The sequence below is a fragment of the Tannockella kyphosi genome, from assembly GCF_021054785.1.
GTDB classification, from domain to species: domain Bacteria; phylum Bacillota_I; class Bacilli_A; order Erysipelotrichales; family Coprobacillaceae; genus Tannockella; species Tannockella kyphosi.
Map to the genome: position 1 here is coordinate 1,695,601 of NZ_CP088239.1, position 18,666 is coordinate 1,714,266.

General features: G+C 30.7%; 18 protein-coding genes and 1 riboswitch. Of the genes, 2 read left to right on the forward strand and 16 right to left on the reverse strand.

The window, feature by feature from the left end; genetic code table 11:
• The 9 genes from LRR82_RS08190 to LRR82_RS08230 are packed head-to-tail and all read right to left on the reverse strand — an operon-like array spanning window position 1 to window position 9,182.
• Entirely contained in the window at window positions 1-1,443 is a 1,443-nt protein-coding gene (locus LRR82_RS08190) for a V-type ATP synthase subunit B (RefSeq protein ID WP_249028945.1), read from the reverse strand.
• A 13-nt stretch (window positions 1,444-1,456) separates the two neighbouring features.
• On the reverse strand, window positions 1,457-3,208 hold the full coding sequence (locus LRR82_RS08195; protein WP_249028946.1) for a V-type ATP synthase subunit A: 1,752 nt from the start codon (window positions 3,206-3,208) through the stop codon (window positions 1,457-1,459).
• A gap of 12 nt (window positions 3,209-3,220) precedes the next feature.
• The gene (locus LRR82_RS08200) at window positions 3,221-3,814 is read right to left on the reverse strand and encodes a hypothetical protein (protein WP_249028947.1); all 594 of its coding nucleotides are present in this window, start codon (window positions 3,812-3,814) and stop codon (window positions 3,221-3,223) included.
• 9 nt (window positions 3,815-3,823) lie between these two features.
• Window positions 3,824-4,132, reverse strand: a complete 309-nt coding sequence (locus tag LRR82_RS08205) for a V-type ATP synthase subunit F (RefSeq protein WP_249028948.1) — start codon at window positions 4,130-4,132, stop codon at window positions 3,824-3,826.
• A gap of 13 nt (window positions 4,133-4,145) precedes the next feature.
• A complete protein-coding gene (locus LRR82_RS08210; protein ID WP_249028949.1) occupies window positions 4,146-4,577 on the reverse strand; it encodes an ATP synthase subunit C in 432 nt (143 codons plus the stop codon).
• Window positions 4,578-4,598: 21 nt separating this feature from the next.
• Window positions 4,599-6,485 carry a V-type ATP synthase subunit I gene (locus tag LRR82_RS08215; protein WP_249028950.1) on the reverse strand — a complete coding sequence of 629 codons (1,887 nt, stop codon included), beginning with the start codon at window positions 6,483-6,485 and terminating at the stop codon, window positions 4,599-4,601.
• Window positions 6,472-7,821: a V-type ATP synthase subunit I domain-containing protein gene (locus tag LRR82_RS08220; protein ID WP_249028951.1), complete on the reverse strand. Its 1,350-nt coding sequence runs from the start codon at window positions 7,819-7,821 to the stop codon at window positions 6,472-6,474. Before LRR82_RS08220 ends, LRR82_RS08215 begins: the two co-directional genes overlap by 14 nt.
• 8 nt (window positions 7,822-7,829) lie before the next feature.
• Entirely contained in the window at window positions 7,830-8,861 is a 1,032-nt protein-coding gene (locus LRR82_RS08225) for a V0D/AC39 family V-type ATPase subunit (protein WP_249028952.1), read from the reverse strand.
• Between the two features lie 12 nt (window positions 8,862-8,873).
• On the reverse strand, window positions 8,874-9,182 hold the full coding sequence (locus LRR82_RS08230) for a V-type proton ATPase subunit G (protein WP_249028953.1): 309 nt from the start codon (window positions 9,180-9,182) through the stop codon (window positions 8,874-8,876).
• 163 nt (window positions 9,183-9,345) lie between these two features.
• Between LRR82_RS08230 and LRR82_RS08235 the strand changes: the two genes are divergently transcribed.
• Window positions 9,346-11,082 (forward strand): aminopeptidase P family protein, encoded by a 1,737-nt coding sequence (locus LRR82_RS08235; protein ID WP_249028954.1) that lies wholly within the window; start codon window positions 9,346-9,348, stop codon window positions 11,080-11,082.
• A gap of 29 nt (window positions 11,083-11,111) precedes the next feature.
• On the opposite strand, the gene LRR82_RS08240 is transcribed toward LRR82_RS08235, so the two are convergent.
• From LRR82_RS08240 to LRR82_RS08270, 7 genes are all read right to left on the reverse strand, one after another.
• Window positions 11,112-12,008, reverse strand: a complete 897-nt coding sequence (locus tag LRR82_RS08240; RefSeq protein WP_249028955.1) for a DegV family protein — start codon at window positions 12,006-12,008, stop codon at window positions 11,112-11,114.
• Window positions 12,009-12,075: 67 nt separating this feature from the next.
• Complete coding sequence (locus LRR82_RS08245; RefSeq protein WP_249028956.1) at window positions 12,076-12,624, reverse strand: hypothetical protein; 549 nt, start codon at window positions 12,622-12,624, stop codon at window positions 12,076-12,078.
• Entirely contained in the window at window positions 12,590-13,237 is a 648-nt protein-coding gene (locus LRR82_RS08250; protein ID WP_249028957.1) for a DUF4430 domain-containing protein, read from the reverse strand. The genes LRR82_RS08245 and LRR82_RS08250 overlap by 35 nt, the downstream gene beginning before the upstream one ends.
• On the reverse strand, window positions 13,218-14,225 hold the full coding sequence (locus LRR82_RS08255; RefSeq protein WP_249028958.1) for a prenyltransferase/squalene oxidase repeat-containing protein: 1,008 nt from the start codon (window positions 14,223-14,225) through the stop codon (window positions 13,218-13,220). Before LRR82_RS08255 ends, LRR82_RS08250 begins: the two co-directional genes overlap by 20 nt.
• 77 nt (window positions 14,226-14,302) lie before the next feature.
• Window positions 14,303-14,415: riboswitch (cobalamin riboswitch) on the reverse strand.
• Between the two features lie 81 nt (window positions 14,416-14,496).
• Window positions 14,497-15,480 carry a Gfo/Idh/MocA family protein gene (locus tag LRR82_RS08260; RefSeq protein WP_249028959.1) on the reverse strand — a complete coding sequence of 328 codons (984 nt, stop codon included), beginning with the start codon at window positions 15,478-15,480 and terminating at the stop codon, window positions 14,497-14,499.
• Between the two features lie 2 nt (window positions 15,481-15,482).
• On the reverse strand, window positions 15,483-16,487 hold the full coding sequence (locus LRR82_RS08265) for a zinc-dependent alcohol dehydrogenase (RefSeq protein WP_249028960.1): 1,005 nt from the start codon (window positions 16,485-16,487) through the stop codon (window positions 15,483-15,485).
• A gap of 192 nt (window positions 16,488-16,679) precedes the next feature.
• Window positions 16,680-16,871, reverse strand: a complete 192-nt coding sequence (locus LRR82_RS08270) for an HAD family hydrolase (RefSeq protein WP_249028961.1) — start codon at window positions 16,869-16,871, stop codon at window positions 16,680-16,682.
• A 404-nt stretch (window positions 16,872-17,275) separates the two neighbouring features.
• On the opposite strand from LRR82_RS08270, the gene LRR82_RS08275 reads away from it, so the two are divergent.
• On the forward strand, window positions 17,276-18,664 hold the full coding sequence (locus LRR82_RS08275; protein WP_249028962.1) for an ISL3 family transposase: 1,389 nt from the start codon (window positions 17,276-17,278) through the stop codon (window positions 18,662-18,664).
• Window positions 18,665-18,666: the final 2 nt, after the last annotated feature.

Here is an 18,666-nt window from a genome sequence, read left to right on the forward strand (position 1 = left end):
TTAATCACCTGACTTTTCTAGTTCTTTAATGATTTTTTCTTCTTTAATATGGAATAATTTTAATGCTTTTTCATGATCATAATATTGATCTAATAAATCATTATCTAAACGTTCTAATGCACTTCTAGGTAATGTTGAAAGTAAGCTCCATCCTAAGTCTAATGTTTCAATAATAGAACGGTTAGAATCATCTCCTTGGTTTAAGAAATGTTCTTCAAATAATTTCCCAAAACCAATATATTGACGATCAACAGGAGATAACTCATCTTCTCCAATAACCGAAGTCAATGATTTTACATCTTGTACATGAGCATAACTTGCAAATAATTGGTTTGCTAAATCTTGATGTTCTTTTCTAGTATACCCTTGTCCAATACCATCTTTCATTAAACGACTTAAAGAAGGTAAGATTGCTACAGGAGGATAAATACCCGCACTATGTAAAGCTAAATCTAATGTGATTTGTCCTTCTGTAATATAACCTGTTAAATCGGGTACAGGATGGGTAATATCATTATTAGGCATTGTTAAGATAGGGATTTGTGTTACTGATCCACTAGCATCTTTGATAATTCCAGCTCTTTCATATAAAGAAGCTAAATCTGAATATAAATATCCAGGATACCCTTTACGTCCAGGAATTTCTCCTTTACTACTTGAAAACTCACGAACAGCTTCACAATAAGAAGTAACATCACTATAAATAACTAATACATGCATATTTTCTTCATATGCTAAATATTCAGCTGCAGTAAGTGCACAACGTGGTGTTAAGATACGTTCGATAATTGGATCATTTGCAAGATTCACAAACATAACAACACGATCCATTACTCCTGCTTCTTTAAAGCTTCTTTTAAAGTAATTAGCAACATCATTGGTAACACCCATTGCTCCAAAGACTACTGCAAATCCTTTTCCATCATCATCTGCTACTTTTGCTTGTTTTACAATTTGTACTGCTAATTGATTATGTGGTAAACCAGAACCTGTAAAGATAGGTAATTTTTGACCACGAATCAAAGTAGTTAAACAGTCTATCGAAGAGATACCTGTATTAATATAGTTACGAGGATATACCCTTGCTACTGGATTTAATGGTAAACCATTAATATCCATTTGTTTAGAAGAATATATTTTTCCTAAACCATCTATTGGTGTTCCAGCACCATTAAAAGTTCTTCCTAATAGCTCTTTAGATACTGGTAACTCCATTGGTTTCCCTAATAATCTTGTTTTTGTATTTGTTAAAGAAACATCATTTGTTCCTTCAAATACTTGAATAATTACTTTTTCACCTTCAATTTGAACAATACGTCCTAAACGCATAGATCCATCATCTAAAGTTATTTCTACCATTTCGTCAAAAGATGCTCCTTGGACATGATCAAGAACAACTAATGGCCCATTTATTTCACTTAAACCGATATGTTGTAGAGACATTATTCATTCCTCCTTATGCCACACTAGCAATCAATGTATCAATTTCTTGATAATAATCATCAAATAATTCTAATTGATTGTTAGGGATATCATATTTCATTTTTACTACTTTATCAAAAATACCAGTTTCTACAATAGAACGAACTACCTTTCCTTGTGATACTGCTTCACTAGTACGTTGATTTAAATATAAAATAATTTCCATCATTTTTAATTGTTTTTCCATTGGTACATAAGTATCTTCTTTATGGAAAGCATTTTGTTGTAAATAACCAACACGAATTACTTTTGCGATTTCAATAATTGCTTTTTGGTCTTCTGGTAAAACATCAGGTCCCATTAATTGCACAATCTCATTTAATTTCGCTTCTTGTGCTAATAAATAAGCTAATTCTTGACGATCACTTACAAATTTATTACTTACATTTTTACTATACCATGCTTCCAAATCATAAACATATTCACTATAACTTTGATTCCAGTTAATTGCAAAATAATGACGAGCATATGCTAATGCTTTATCCAATGCCCAAAAGCATCTTACAAATCGTTTTGTGTTTTGCGTAACTGGTTCCGAGAAGTCGGCCCCTTGTGGCGATACAGCACCAATAATTGTTACAGACCCTTGGCTTCCATTTAAATTATCTACATAACCAGCTCTTTCATAGAACTGAGATAATCTAGATGGTAAATAAGCTGGGAATCCTTCTTCTGCAGGCATTTCTTCCAAACGTCCTGAGATTTCACGTAAAGCTTCTGCCCAACGTGATGTAGAATCCGCCATAATCGCAACATGATATCCCATATCACGATAATACTCTGCCAAAGTAACCCCTGTATAAATACTAGCTTCACGAGCAGCTACTGGCATATTCGATGTATTAGCGATTAATACCGTACGGTCTGTTAATGGTTTATTTGATTTAGGATCAATTAACTCACGGAACTCTTCTAATACTTGAGTCATCTCGTTTCCACGTTCTCCACAACCAACATACACAATAATATCCGCATCACACCATTTTGCAATCTGATGTTGAGTCATTGTTTTTCCAGTTCCAAAACCTCCAGGAACTGCAGCAGTTCCTCCTTTAGCAATTGGGAACAACGTATCAATTACTCTTTGTCCTGTTACTAAAGGGATGGAAATTGGTAATCTTTCCTTACAAGGACGAGCTTTTTTAATTGGCCATTTTTGTACTAATGAACAACTATGACGCACACCTTTCTCATCTTCTATTTCAATAATTGTATCATTTAAAGTATAGAAACCATCTGTTACTACAGAAACAACTGTTCCTTGTAGTAGTGGACTTACCATACATTTATGTACAATTAAGTCTGTTTCAGGAGTTGTTGCATAAATAGCACCACCCTCTAAAACATCCCCTACTTGAACACATACATGAACATCCCATAACTTCTCATTATCCAATGATTCAATATTACTTCCGGCATGAATAAATGCCCCACTTTGTTTTTCTAATACTTGTAACGGTCTTTCAATTCCATCAAAAATATTACGTAAAATACCAGGACCTAAAGTTGCACAAATTGGTGAACCTGTTGAAACAACTGGTTCTCCAGGTCTTAATCCTGATGTAGTTTCATATACTTGGATTGTTGTAAATTCTTTAGAAATAGAAATAACTTCTCCCATTAAAGAAGCATTTCCTACATATACCATTTCTAACATTGAAAAAGTAGTAGCATCTTTTACTTTTACAACCGGTCCATTAATAGAATAAATTGTATCTTTAGCCATTGCTTTTCCCCCTTATTTCAATGTAAATCCTGAATTTTCATAAAACCAAGTTTTTTGATTTTCTAAAACAAAATCAAAAGACTGATCAATAAATAATCCTTTTTCTAAATCTTCTAATAAAAATCCTCCAATAATATTCTTTGAACATTCTTTTATTTCTACTTCTGGATAAATATCTTTTAATATAGATGAATATTGCATATCTTCTTGACGTATATATAAAATTGGATTCAAAAATGTATATTGTTCTTTTGTATAAGTTAACTTTTCTTTCAAGTAATCAAGATATTGATTACTTGATACAAAGTCTATTAATTGTTGTTTTACTAGATTCATGATTTCTTGCACGTAGTTATCTCTTTTTGTTACTAATGCTTTTGTGTATTCACTACTTTTTAGTAAGTGATCACTACTAGTTTCTTTTTGAATTTCTTTACGTTGGATATCATATTCTAGTTGAGCTTCTTTTTTTGCTTCATATACTAACTGTTCATAGATTTCATCTTTGGACTGTTGCATTTCTTGGAGTAATGCTTGTTCCTCTTGTTTTGCTAGTCGCTCTATTTCTTCTTTCATATAAAGAAAGACTTGTTCGTTGTTTTGCATCGTCTTCTCCTATAGTTTGACCCCTATTGCTTGAGATAGATAACTATCAATCGTTTCCCCAATCTTACTGTTTCCATGACGATCAGGTATTTCTACTAGCAATGGCTCCCTTTGTTTTAGTTTGATCTCAGAAATAACATTAGGACATAATTCAATTAGTTTTGTAGTTATTAAAATAATAGCAATCGATGAATCTTTCATCTTTTCTTCTAATATTTCTAAAAACTCTAATCTTTCATGAACTACACATCCTTCGATACCAGCAAGACGCATTCCTACTAAAGTATCATTGTTATCACTAAGTAGATAGAATTTCATAATAACAAACCTACTATAAAGCGTTAATAATTAAGATAGAAATTAATAAACCGTAAATAGCAACCCCTTCACCCATGGCAACGAAGATTAATGATTTACCAAAATTTTTCTCATTTTCAGAAATAGCACCAATTGCAGCTGGTGCTGCAGCCGCTACTGCAATCCCTGCTCCTAAAGCTGATAAACCTGTTGCTAATGCGGCTCCTAAAAATCCCATCCCTTGGGCAATCGTTCCTGTCATAGAACTAACTGCTGAAGTTTCTGCATAAACAGTATTTGTCATCATTTGAAATACAATAACTGCAAAGACTGTTCCAAAGAACCCACATACATGTGTAGCTAAACGCATTTTAGCACTTCTTTTCGTTGTTTTTCCTTGTACTACTTTTACTAATGGTAAAGAAATTAAAATAATTGCAACTGCTGGTAAAATAAATTGTAACATGATTAAAGCCTCCCTATTTTCTTAGTTTTCTTTTACGTTCACAAATGGTTTCCCATTTCCCTTATAATATCGACTAAACATTTCATAAAATTCTAGTCGTAATACTTGAATACCTACGATTAATCCTTCTAACCCCATAACGAAGAGATTACCGAGTACTAACACTACCCAATATCCTGCACCTCCAACCATTTCGGCTAAAGTATAAACTACAAGCATCATTCCGGCATGAGATAAAACAAATCCTCCAACCCTTAAAAATGACATTGTATTGGTAACAAATGATAAACATACTTCAAATAATTCAAAGAACCCTTCCATAAAGAATGCCCCAAAACCATGAGGGAACATTATTTTTCCTTCTAGTTTATGAGTTAATGGTTCTTTTAGGAATACACCAATAATTGGTATTACTAATCCTAATAGAATCGTAACTGGATTCATAAAAGAATATCCTAAAACACTCGTTCCTGCTAAAAATAAAGCACTTGTATAAAAGATAAACCCACATAATCCATTTTGACTAAAATAAGCATCTCCATAATTCTTTTGTTTAAAATTCAAATAAATACTAAACAACATCGCTATTAAAATAAAGCAAACACCCAAACCTACTGCCATTATTAACAATGTCATCGTATTACTAGAATCCATCGTATGGAAAATAGGAACTAATATTTCCTCATTACCAAAAACAGATCCATAAACAAATCCAAATATCATACTTGAAATACCTAAACGAACACCAACTAATCCTAGTTGCATATTCCACTTCTTATAAGCAAAATATCCAAACAACGATAATAACAACCCTTGTCCCATATCTCCAAACATAATTCCAAATAATAAGGTATAAGATAAAGCAACAAATACAGTTGGATCTATTTCGTTATATCCAGGTACTCCATACATTTCTACAAACATTTTAAATGGATCAACAAACCAATTACTAGTAAGTTTCGTTGGTGGATCCAAACGAGCATCACTCGTTGCTGGTGTTAACACTACTTGTACTTTTGGAATACTTTCTAATATTGTTTTTAATTGTTTTTCTTTTTTAACTTCCACAAAACCATAAATCGATAAACGCCCATCTAAATCAATAATATTCTTTTGCATTCCATAAACATCATTTAAATGTTTTGCACGACTATATACTTTTTCTAAATGATCTCGATTATTTTCTAATAAATCATTCATCCGTTTCTTTAGATTCGTAACATGCCCTCTAGCAGCATTTGTCTCTTCTTCCATTTCTGCTATTGCAAGCAATGGATTTCCATGAACAAATTCTGGAATCCGAATTCTTTCAAAGTACAAAGATGAAAAGACATTATCTACTTCCGGTGCATATCCTGGTGAGGATGCATACATACACCATAAATGACTTTTATCTCGATCAAATTCAGTAAAAGTAAAAGGTAAACTTTGATAATATTGAATCTTTTCTAAGTTATTTAGTGGTATTTTACCAAATCTTATTTGTAAATATTTACAACTAAATAAATCATCAAAATTAATATCCATTTCACTAACATGAGTTAATTGAATAATAGCTTCTTTATTTTCTTCAATAACCATCTCTAATTGCTCTTTTACATCCTCTAATGCCTCTAAATCCTTTACAAAAGAAGCTACATACTCTTTTTCTTTTATAATATGTATTTTAGAATCAATCTCTCTGTCTTTTAAATCAAAGTTATATTTTGATTGAATATCTTCTAATTGTAAACACAACTCCTCATAAGGATTTTCTTTGGAAAAAACGCCAATTCCAGCAACACTTTCCGTAAATTTAGAAGCAGGTTCTAAATGAAACTCATCAAATTCTTGTATTTTCAACAACACTTCATCTAACTGCTCTTTTTCAAATCGAATATTTCCTAAACTCAATTTAGCAATTGCCATAGCTTCCCCTCCTTTTTATTTTTCTAACTATCTCCATAAAAATAGTTCCTAGTACCTTAATCAATAGCATTCCTAAAACAAAATAAATAATCCCACGTTCTAACACCACCAAGCGACTTACTCCTTGATACATTTCGACGTTATTCCAAATAGTCCCGTGCATAAAACCACCAGCACAAGAACCAAGACCAATATATTTAATCATTTTCCCGATACTCGTTTTAGCACTAAGGATACCTACAATCAATAAGAAACATCCTATAATTAAATCCCCTAAACAAAATATCGATAAAACACTAACCAACATTGCCACAATCAATGTCATATCAATACTGTCTGTTCCCTTAGAAACAATATAATTTTCAAAAGGACGAACAAACCAATGATTTTCTAAAATAACGGGTGCTTCAATATGAGCCCCCTCATAAATAGAAATAGGTAATTCAATAATCGAAACTTCCTTTGATATTGCTTTTAATTCTTCTAATGAACAAGTACTATATGCATAAATCGAAACATAATTTCCAAAATCAACTAAACAATTAGAATGTTCTACCAAATCCTCATAATACTTTAAATAATGATATAACTCTTCTAAATGATCATAATATTGATCCCTTAATGCTTCTTTTCTTTGAACAATATTCTCTAAATGATCTTCCATTGCCATCGTTGTCTCATGTAAAGATTCATAAGCATCCTGCAATGTTCCATGTAAAAAATCAGGTAAGTATACTTCTTCAAAAGCAAATCCTTTAAAGAAATTATCCGCATTTAATTTATCTTTGCCAAGGCAAAGATAAATGATCCATGCATGTTCTTTATCTTTTGATAATGGGATACATGCAACATTATTAGGAATATGATGTTTTAATGAATCTAATTTTGAAGTATTTATTTTTCCAACACGATATTCTATATATTGATTATCTTTTAAATCATCTATATTAAAATCTTGCTTTTCTATTTGTTGTAACAAATAGAAAGCTTCTTTATTCTCTTCAATTTCTGCATTTAATTGTTCAATAACCAGATTCATCTTTTCTACTGGTTGTTTTACCTCTTGAATAAAGTCTTCTGCTTTTTCTAAGCTAAAGTTATGAAAAGAATGATTTGCTATCTTTTCTATATTTAATGTTTCCATTAATGACTCTACTTCTTCTAATAAAGATAAATAAGGATTCTCTAATTGATATACAGATACTCCTTTTACATTTTGAACAATCTTAGAAGCTAATTGAGGAAAAATAGGTAACTCTCCTACTTTCTTTACTATTTCAAAACAATAAGTAGCAGGAAAACTCATTGTATAAAAATGCATTTTCTTTATAGCCATATTTCCCCCTACATGCAAATCAACATTTCTTCAATCGTGCTCGGATCTTTTTGATAACGTATTCCTTCAATAATATGTTTTAGATTATCTATTTCAATAGACTCTAAAATAGAATAAGTTAAATATACAACCGGTGCATTACTAGAAAATCGTAAATATCTTTTTGCAACATTATATTTAATAGTATCAATATAATATTCAATATATGCATATTCTTGATCATCATAATAAGCTTGATATCTAGAAAGACTTAATTTCTTTAAAAACTCTTTACCATCTTTACTTTCCACTAATTGATCTAATGTGTTGCTATTTAGACGTCCATACTGCAATGATACCGTCTTTTTAATTTGTTCTGGTGTGAAATGGAAATATGTTTTTAAACGATATATCTTTTCCATATTTTTTAATTCAACCAACGTATATAAAACATCTAATAATTGTTGCTTTGTTTTTCCTCGAAAATGTTTTTCAATGCTCAATACATAAGATTGATAATAGAAATCTAATAGTTCTTTTTCAAGAATACTCATATCTTCAAAAGAAACAACATCAAACTTATTCATAATCTTTGCATATTTAGAATGCATTAAACATTCTTTTATTTCTTGGATGTTTTTAGCTTGTACTAATTCATGAAAAGCAAAACTTGTTTTTGCTTCTAAGTAAGTTGGTAAGTCATAAGTCAATGCTTCTTGACTACCAAATAATACTCTTTGTATTTTATCCAAAATAATTTCTATTTCTATTTTCATCAATACTTTTAAATAAAATTCTTGATTCTTTCTAGGAATATACTTTAACATCTTATTGCATCTTTCAAAGTATTCTCTTTTTAAAAGATCTTCTACTTGTTGACGATGAATGTTTCGTACATTGATATCTTTTAGGGCATCTTGGTAGCCAACATGTCCTTTTAGATAAGTAACTACTTCTCCTATTGAATCTTTTCTTATTAATTCACTGTACTGTTCTTCTTTTAATCTTTTGCCATACATTGCTTTTGCTTTTGCACATAAGGCATTTGTTGATAAGTCCATACATTCGCCCTCTTAGTCAATACAACGATTATATAATTCCTTAACCCATGTATCTTTGTTTTCGTTATATGTTTGTTCCATCTCTTGTAATTGATAAGTATACTCTTCTTCCAACTTAGTAAGTAATTGTTGATTTTCAACAATTGCTTGTTGTCTTTTAGCTTCTAGCTCTTTGGTTTGTTCTTGAAGATACTGGTTGTATAACTCTTCTTTTTGTTCTTTTAAGTTAACGTGTACGGCATCTTTTGCTTTTTTTGCTTCTTCTACTCTTAATGCGTTTTGACGATCAATCTCAACTAATCGTTGAATAATACTATTCATCGTTATCCCCCCTCACATTCTTATTTGATTATACTCTTATATTTATCAATTGCAACGAAGAGTGTTCCATTTACCATCACTTATTTTTATGGTATGCAAATAATTTCTAATGGTTGAAATGTGCTATAATTAATGCTAATGTAATAGAAGAAATGAGGTAAATATGATAAATCAACGAATTAAAGAAACACAACAATTATTAAAAGACAATAACATTGATGCATACATCATTCCTACTGCAGACTATCATCAAAGTGAGTATGTTCATCCTCACTTTCAAGCTAGAGCTTTTTTATCAGGTTTTACTGGTTCGGCTGGAACATTTGTGATTAGTCAAACAGATGCTTGTTTATGGGTAGATGGAAGATATTATATTCAAGGGGAAGTACAAACAAAAGATACAATGATTCAATTAATGAAAATAGGATTACCTGGTGTAATAACTGTTCATAATTATTTAGAACAGTTTAAAGATGGGGTTATTGGTTTTGATACACGATTATTAAGTAGTAAGATGATTAATAGTTTAGATGCTAAAAAGGTTCATTTTGATGTATTGGATTTATTGTGGAAAGAAAGACAACCTTTATCTAATGAAAAAGGATTTTTATATGATATTGTTTATTGTGGTCAAGAGAGAACTGCTAAGATTCATCAAATTAGAGAAGATTTAGGTGATTTTGACTACCATATTTTAACTTCTTTAGATGATATTGCTTGGATTTTTAATATTCGTGGTAAGGATATTGCTTGTAATCCTACTTTATTAGCTTATGCTATTATTGGTAAAAAAGAGAGTTATTTATATGTTCAAGAGGATACGTTGAGTAAGGAAGATATTGCTATTTTAGAGTCTCAAGCTATTTTTGTGAAAGATTATTTTTCTATTTATGAAGATGTAAAAGAGTTAGAAGGTAGCGTTGTTTTTGATAGTAGTGTTGTTAATTATGCTATTACTTCTAATTTATCTTCTAATGTCACAATTGTAGATCGAGAAAATCCTTCCCAACATAATAAGGCTATAAAAAATAATATTGAAATAGAAAATACAAAGAATGCTCATGTAAAAGATGGTGTTGCTGTTACTAAATTTATGTATTGGTTGAAAAATGAAATGCTAGAAACTGATGAATTAGAAGTAGCCAAACTAATGAAACAACAAAGAGAAAATCAAGCATTATTTTATGATTTAAGTTTTGAGTCTATTTGTGGTTATCAAGAAAATGGGGCTTTAATGCATTATCAAGCAACAAAGGAAGCTTTTAGTAAGATTAAAAAAGAAGGTTTGTTATTAATTGATTCTGGTGGTCAATATTTAGATGGGACTACTGATATTACTAGAACTTTTGCTGTTGGGGCAATTACAGAGGAACAAAAAACAGACTATACAATGGTTTTAAAAGCTTTATTACGTCTATCTAATGCTAAATTCCCTTTAGGAACAACTGGTCAACAGTTAGATATTCTAGCAAGAGGAGTTATTTATGATTATGGATTAGATTATCGTTGTGGTACTGGTCATGGTGTGGGTCATTTCTTAGGTGTTCATGAAGGTCCTAATAGTATTCGTCCTCGAGGTTTAGTAAATACTGTTTTTTGTCCAATTGAACCAGGTATGATTACTACTAATGAGCCAGGTATTTATAAAGAAGGAAAACATGGAATTCGTTTAGAAAACGAATTATTATGTAAAAAAGATTTTGAAAATGAGTATGGAATATTTTGTTCTTTTGAAACCATTACTTATTGTCCTTTTGATAATGATGCTATTGATTTTAATTTATTAAATAGTGATGAGTTAAAACAATTAAATGACTATCATCAACTTGTATTCACTACTTTAAAAGATCATTTAGATTCAAAAGAAATACTTTGGTTGCAACAATTCTTACAGCTTTAAAAAGGACTTGGCCTTGGCCAAATCCTTTTTTATATATCATATTTTTCTATTAAAGCTACTCCTAATGGACTAGGTCCAGTATGAACCCCAATAGTAGCACCAATTTGAATTAATTCCATTGGGAATGTACAATCAGGATACTTTTGTTGCAAAGTATCAATAACCATATCCCTAAATACTAATCCTTCATTTTTATCAAAACCATAACCAGTTACAAAATGAAACTTACTAGGATCTAAATCATTATCCTCTATATAACTAATTAATAATTCTAAAACTTTACGCTTTGAAACTTTACGGCCACGGACAACTCCTGCCTTCACAATTTCCCCACCTTCTAATAACACCAAAGGTTTCAATCCTAGTGTTCCTGCAGCAACTCCTGAAAGCTTACCAACACGACCACCTTGAACTAAATAGTCAATACTGTCGATTGTAAAGAATATTTTAGCACAATGAATTAATTCTTCTATTCTTGTTACTGCTTTTTCATAAGCATAGTCATCTTTCATCATATTACATGCTTCTAAAGCTAACAATCCCTGACTAGCAGTTGCAGCCATAGTATCAAATATTGTTATTTGAACATCTGGGTAATCTTCTAAAACTAATTCTCTAGCTAATCTAGCTGAGTTAATAGAACCACTAAATTTACTAGATATACATAAACATATAATATCAATCCCTTGACTTGCAAGTGGTGTAAAGACATCTATATAATCTTGCATTGAAGGTAATGATGTTCTAGGAAATGTTTTTGGATTATCTACCATAAATTGATAAACATCTCTTATTGATATTTCAATTGCTTCCTTACGGTGATCATCTCCTTTTAAAGCAACATAGAATGGTACTGTTATTAAATTGTTTGCAGCAATTACATCTGCATCTAGATCACATGATCCATCACTAATAATTTGGTACATAAGTTTCCCTCCATTTCTTAGTTATACCATACTTTTAATAAACAAAAAAGGAATAACTATGAATTCATCAAGAATTCTTACTTAATCCTTTCATATTTGCTATTTTTATTAATATTGGTGCAGCCATCAAATAAAAAATAAAATTCCCTACTGCATGAAATGTATCAAACAATATTCCACTAGAATAATAAGTTAAAAACAATCCTAATCCACCTAATACAAATTGTTCTAAAGAAACAATAAAACCAAATACATATCCCATTAAAAATGAAAATACTGCCATCATTAATGTTGGTGGTTTTTTCTTAAACATGAAAAATAATTCTACTAATAATTGTGTTAATAAACAAATAACAATCCACGCTAATATTTGGAACACAGTCCATAAACCCATTCCTAAAAGCATATTCGAAACAAGTGTTGTTACAATCGTTAATTTAATTCCAAAAGCTAAACCAAACAACAATACTGAAATAATGATAATCGAAGTAACCGGTTTTATATTAGGTAACATTTGTAAAGCAACTCTAGAAGCAATATTCACTGCTGCTAAAATACCAATCAAACTAATTTCCTGTACTTTATTCATAGTTTGCATAGATCCATTCAATGACATCACCTTCTCCTATTTCATAAGCACCACAACTCATTGATAAATAGTTTCCATTCACAGTATAAGTCCAACCAGAACGCCCACCATAATCAAACTCATTTAATCCACCTATTCCTTTTACATAAATAGAAGTACCTATTCCAGATGTCTTTAACTCCATTGATTGAGAAGTAGTATATTCTAATAATACTTCATAAACTGTACTAGATTGTGCTACTTGAATTGTACCACTAGACATTGTTTCATTAACCCCATAAATAATAATAGAAACTTGGCTAATCGCTTCTTGTTGTGAAGTTGAAGAACTTGAAGTTTCTTCTTCGAACTCTACTTCCTCTTGTTCAGTCTCTGTTTCAACTTGTTCAGTCTCTGCTTGCTGCTCAACTGAGTCTTCTTGTATTTCTTCTTGATCAGTTACAACTATCTCTTGATCATCTTCTACAATTTGTTCATCAATATTTTCTTCTTCATTTTCCACTACTTCTTCTTGCTCGTAGATAACTTCTTCTTTTGTGTCTAGAGATTGGTAAATACCAATCCCTAGAATAACAAGGAAACTACATACTACAAAAGCAATGGTTATTTTTGTTGTATTATTAAATTGATTTTTTTTCATAAGACATTACGAATAATGCAAGAAGTGCTGTTGTTAGATAAAAAGTAATCATAGAAATATCACTTGTTTGAACTATGTTAGAATCCATACTCTCTTCCACTTCAGGAACTAGTTCTAAAATCGCTTGATATGAAAGTTCTAATGCTTCATAGACACTTCCATTTTCATAAGTACCAATTGTTAATACTGCTTGTTTTGTCGCCCAGTTATTATCTTCTCCAGCTTCATAGTACCAAAAGCTTCCATCTTCATTTTGGAAAGTTAATAGTGCTTGATAAGCATCTTCATAATCTTGTTTAGCAGCTATTAAACCTAATAATACAGTAGCTTGTGTATTTGCATTTGCACTACCTGGATAATATACACCATCGTATTCATATCCTAAAGGAATATAATAACTATCTTCCTGTACTGTTTCTAAATATGCTACAACATTTGTGATATTTTCACTATATTTACTTGCATCTACTAACGCTAATGTTTCTAATACCCAACCTGTCACATCAACATCTTCGCCATATGCGGAACTAAATGAACCATTTTCATTTTGTAATGAAGCTAAATAATCTGCTGCAATACTCAATTTTTCAGAATTAATTACGTATAATGCATTTACACAAATATACTGCCAACTACCATAACTAGTATCTCCTGTTAATGTTACAGCACCATTTTCTTGTACTGCATCTTCTAACAATGTAACATAGTCAACATCATTATAATTATTTGGATTTTCTCCTTTTGCTACTAAAGCTAAAATACTTTGGGCAATATTAGATGCATAATCTGTACTTAATAAAGCATCAATTTCCATCTCACTACAATCCACACCCAAACTAGCAAGTGTTACCATTTCATCTAAACCACTCACTGTTGTTACGTTTTGGTAATACGTACTTGCTGCTTGATAACTATCTCCTGTTTCTAAAGCTTGAATCTGACATACACTTACTAGTAATGCCATTACTGCAATCATCATTTTTTTCATTTTCTTTTTTCCTTTCATAAAAAAAATACTAGAACGCGTAGTCCTAGTGTCTAACTAGAACATCTTCATACTCCGTGAAGTGTCTATTGTATAAGTATCCGACTTAAGAATTATTTCTATTACGGTTGCGGGACAGTCCAGGATTCTAACCTGATTCCTTATCATTAGTTGTCTATAAAAGATATCTCTTTTACCGTCCTATTGTAACACATCCTTTCTTCATTGCAACAAAAAAAGAGGTTTACACCCCTTTCAGTTATAGCACTACTATTTATTTTTTATCTTGTGGAAATACTACACCTGCTTGTTCTCTACATTCTGTGAGGACACTGTGGATTGCTAGCGAAGTTTCATGAGAACATAATGTGTTTTCTATCACTCCTTGTTCTACACAATCTATCATTGTTTTAATTTCATAATAGAACATATCTTTTTCACCCACATTTACCACTTCTTTTTCGCTAGTTTTACGATTTATAATAGTGAAATCTCTCATCATACTTGGTGTATTTATGAAAATAGATCCATCTTCCCCATTTATTTCACAACTATTTGTCGTATCACTCGCTTTAGAATACATTAGTGTTGCTATAAAATCATCATATATTAAAATACTTGATCCAGATATATCTGCTTTCGTATCAAGCAAACTACATGCACTAAGAACTTTATTTGGCTTTCCAAATAATCCAACACAATCAGCCATAATATAAACTCCTAAATCCATTATTGCTCCATTACTCAATTTTGCTTGGAACGTTGTTGGATTTTCATTTCTTAAATATGCATCATATCTTGATGAATATTTACTGAAATTAAAAACTACTTGATGAATTCTTCCTATTGCTTTGATGCTTTCTTTTAATTTTATAAAATTAGGATTATAAAGTGGAATTAACCCTTCTTGAATGTATACGTTATTTTCTTTTGCAAGATTCATTATTGATACCACTTCATCATAATTAGATGCCATTGGTTTTTCTAAGAAAACAGGTATCTTTCTTTCTAAAAAATAACAAGCTACTTCTTTATGCAATGCATTAGGAACTGCTATGTATACCGCTTCAATCACGTTTGCTTCATACATATCTTGATAACTTTTAAAACAATATTCAATTTTATGTTTTTCCCCAAATTCTTTTGCCAAATCAAGTGTTAAACTTGATACTGCAACTACTTCACATCGACTCTCTTGTTTCGCTCCATCCATAAAGAAGTCAGAAACAAAGTTAGTACCTACTATTCCAAATTTCATTATTATTCCTCCCAATCAATAATAACACCTAAGTAATTATCTTTATCATACATAAGTCCACGATAAGCATCCATTGCTTCTTCTGGTTTTATTGTATGTGTTACAAATTGATTTACATCTATTATTTTTTCATTTAATAACTTTTCTAAATATTTAAATGTACTTTGCATTGAATGTTTTGATCCTACTTCTTCACTAAATGGATATCTTCTATTAAAGCCTCCTACTACATTTAACATTTTCATATGAATAGCGTTTAACATTGGTGTTACATTACAATGATAATCTTCTCTAGGAGATCCTAATAATACAACATTTCCATATCTTGCGGCAGCTTGGAAACATACTTCAATGCATCTAGACATCCCAGAAGCATCTACTACTACATCAAATCCATGTCCCTCTGTTTTATCTAGAATCATTTCCATTTGTTGTTCTGGTGCTACATCTATTATATTTTCAATACCTAACTTCTCTGCTTTTTGACATCTATTCTTTGCAACATCAATTGCATATACTTCACAACCCATTTGTTTATATAATAATGTAAGAATTAAACCTAGATTACCTAATCCAAAAATACCTACTTTATCTGTTATTTTTACATCAATTGGTAAAATACCATTCATTGCTATCCATATCATCATTAAGAAACAACCTTCTTCATCCGTAGTCTTTTCATTTAGTTTATATAAAACACCACCATCACTTCTTAACTGATTAAAATGATGCATCGATGCATGAGGAGCACTATATAAATATCGAGCCTGAAGTTCAACATCTTTCACATCTTTACCTAACTCTAAAACAGTACCTACAGAACAATATCCTGGACTAACAGGATAAGTAGCTCCTTTTTTTAAAGCATATACTCTTGATAATTCAGTACCTGGACTTATTAATGATTTATGACATTTCATTAAACATTCATCACTTCGTAATTCTTGTTTTAATTCACTAGTAATAACCTTTACATCTTCTTTTCCATCAATCCTTATACTTTTCATAAATATCCCTTTCTAAGGCTTTTCATCGATCACAATTTTTGTGATCTAATTACTATATCTCTGTTCCCTCTAACTTATTCAAGATTGTTAGTAAATAAGCAAAAAGAAATGATTGTACATCCTTATTATCATTTCTTTACATATCCTTACTACCCTTTTTATTAATGTTTCTATCTCTAAACTAAAGTCACTTTAAACAATGTTATACTTCTTTAAAAAACAAGCAATTCCATCTTCATTATTTGTTTTTATTACTTCATATGCTGCTTTTTTAACATTATCCATTGCATTACCCATCGCTATCGGGTATTTAACAGCATCAAACATTGTTAAATCATTTTCTCCATCACCAAAAACTAGAATTTGATCGAGAGGAATATTCAATCTATTCGCAAGTTTTTTAATAGCGTTTCCTTTATTTATACCATAAGGGGCACATTCAATCCTGTATTATCCCTACACACATATGTTTTAAAATCGTATTTCATATTCCCTCCCAGTTATTGTAATAAGATAAACAAATGATATCACTTTTAATTTTAGAAGTAAAGATGGTAGTTTCCAAGCCAAAGATCTTCACCTTATATTCTTTCAACATATCCTTTCTTCATTGCAACAAAAAAAAGAGGTTTACACCTCTCCTAGTTGTACAACAGAAGTATACTGGCTCTATACTATAACTGGGGGACAAAATATTGTTCTTCAGTTTTTTTGACAAAATAATAGACATAGATTCTAACTCGTTTTACAATTTAAGTGCTCAAACAAAAACGAAAGGAGTTATAACTATGTCTGCTACTAATTATATCAATGATATCCTAAAATCTCTAGAACTTTATGATAATAATGGAGGGTTTATTCCTTTCCCTTATGAAAAGGGAAACTCTTGTTTCCGTTATGAAAAGAAAAAAGGTGGTACTACCATCAAGTATGTTAATCTTGTCTCTACAAATTCTGCTGCCTATTGTCCTAAATGTGGTTGTGTACATAACATTAAATCAAAAGGGCTTCGTAAGATCTATTTACATCATGCTACCAACGGACATACAAAAACTATCCTAGAAATAAGTTACCGTAGATACCAGTGTCATAACTGTCACCACTCTTTTAAAGATACAATTCCTTTTCGCTTCTTTGAAACAAAGATGACTTATACTTTAGCACAAAGCACGATTCGTTCTTTACAAGAGAACACTGCTTTAGCTGTAGTAGCTAGAACCTATGGTATTTCTAAGAGTACGATGTATCGTATCTTTTATGATCATATTTATCTATATCACCGATGTTTCCAATTATCTTCTGTTATTTCTATTGATGAGTTCCGTGGTACGAGTGATGAAGGAATCTATGCTTTCAATATAGTAAATCCTATTACTGGAAAAGTACTAGATATTCTTGGTGATAGAAAAGCAGAGACTTTAAAGAAGTATTTTGGAGGTTTTACACATGAAGAACGAGCGAAAGTGAAGATAATCATTATGGATTTATCAGGTCCCTTTAAAGCAATAATGACATCTTTATTTCCAAAAGCTGTCATTATCGCTGATAAGTTTCATTATGTTCGTCTCGTAGGTGATAACTTAACACAAGCTAGAATCCAATTCTGTAAGAAGATTCATAAAGATCATGAGACATTATCGAAACTAATAAAAAGAAATCTTCATTTGTTTGATCGTTATTATAAAGAATTAGGAAATAAAAAGGAAAACTATATTCCTTATTTTAAGAAACATCTAACAAATAAACAATTAGTAGAAGCTATCTTAGAATTAGATATATGTGAAGAGTTTAAAGAAAACTATGATATCTACCAGAACTTCTTAAAGATTCTACATGAACCTTCTAAAGATTATAAAAAAGCACTTAATGTTTGGTTAGATTATATCTTTGAAACAAAGAATACATACTATGAGATTACTGCCAAGAATTTCCGTAAGAATTGGTTTTTACCAATCCTACGTTCCCTTACTTATAAAGCTACTTATCATAGAAATGGAGAATCCTATACAACGTCATTTAATAATGGTTGCATTGAAAGTCTTAATAATAAATTTAAATTAGTAAAACGTAATGCATATGGCTATCGTTATTTTCAAAACTTAAGAAAACGTATCTTTCTACATCTTGGATATTCCTTCCAATTTATAGAAAAAGAAAAGAGACAGGTGATTACTTAATA

Bases quoted from the DNA above. Each gene is read 5' to 3' on its own strand.
- LRR82_RS08190 (WP_249028945.1), bottom strand. From the start codon at position 1,443: ATGTCTCTACAACATATCGGTTTAAGTGAAATAAATGGGCCATTAGTT.
- LRR82_RS08195 (WP_249028946.1), bottom strand. From the start codon at position 3,208: ATGGCTAAAGATACAATTTATTCTATTAATGGACCGGTTGTAAAAGTA.
- LRR82_RS08200 (WP_249028947.1), bottom strand. From the start codon at position 3,814: ATGCAAAACAACGAACAAGTCTTTCTTTATATGAAAGAAGAAATAGAG.
- LRR82_RS08205 (WP_249028948.1), bottom strand. From the start codon at position 4,132: ATGAAATTCTATCTACTTAGTGATAACAATGATACTTTAGTAGGAATG.
- LRR82_RS08210 (WP_249028949.1), bottom strand. From the start codon at position 4,577: ATGTTACAATTTATTTTACCAGCAGTTGCAATTATTTTAATTTCTTTA.
- LRR82_RS08215 (WP_249028950.1), bottom strand. From the start codon at position 6,485: ATGGCAATTGCTAAATTGAGTTTAGGAAATATTCGATTTGAAAAAGAG.
- LRR82_RS08220 (WP_249028951.1), bottom strand. From the start codon at position 7,821: ATGGCTATAAAGAAAATGCATTTTTATACAATGAGTTTTCCTGCTACT.
- LRR82_RS08225 (WP_249028952.1), bottom strand. From the start codon at position 8,861: ATGGACTTATCAACAAATGCCTTATGTGCAAAAGCAAAAGCAATGTAT.
- LRR82_RS08230 (WP_249028953.1), bottom strand. From the start codon at position 9,182: ATGAATAGTATTATTCAACGATTAGTTGAGATTGATCGTCAAAACGCA.
- LRR82_RS08235 (WP_249028954.1), top strand. From the start codon at position 9,346: ATGATAAATCAACGAATTAAAGAAACACAACAATTATTAAAAGACAAT.
- LRR82_RS08240 (WP_249028955.1), bottom strand. From the start codon at position 12,008: ATGTACCAAATTATTAGTGATGGATCATGTGATCTAGATGCAGATGTA.
- LRR82_RS08245 (WP_249028956.1), bottom strand. From the start codon at position 12,624: ATGTCATTGAATGGATCTATGCAAACTATGAATAAAGTACAGGAAATT.
- LRR82_RS08250 (WP_249028957.1), bottom strand. From the start codon at position 13,237: ATGAAAAAAAATCAATTTAATAATACAACAAAAATAACCATTGCTTTT.
- LRR82_RS08255 (WP_249028958.1), bottom strand. From the start codon at position 14,225: ATGAAAAAAATGATGATTGCAGTAATGGCATTACTAGTAAGTGTATGT.
- LRR82_RS08260 (WP_249028959.1), bottom strand. From the start codon at position 15,480: ATGAAATTTGGAATAGTAGGTACTAACTTTGTTTCTGACTTCTTTATG.
- LRR82_RS08265 (WP_249028960.1), bottom strand. From the start codon at position 16,487: ATGAAAAGTATAAGGATTGATGGAAAAGAAGATGTAAAGGTTATTACT.
- LRR82_RS08275 (WP_249028962.1), top strand. From the start codon at position 17,276: ATGTCTGCTACTAATTATATCAATGATATCCTAAAATCTCTAGAACTT.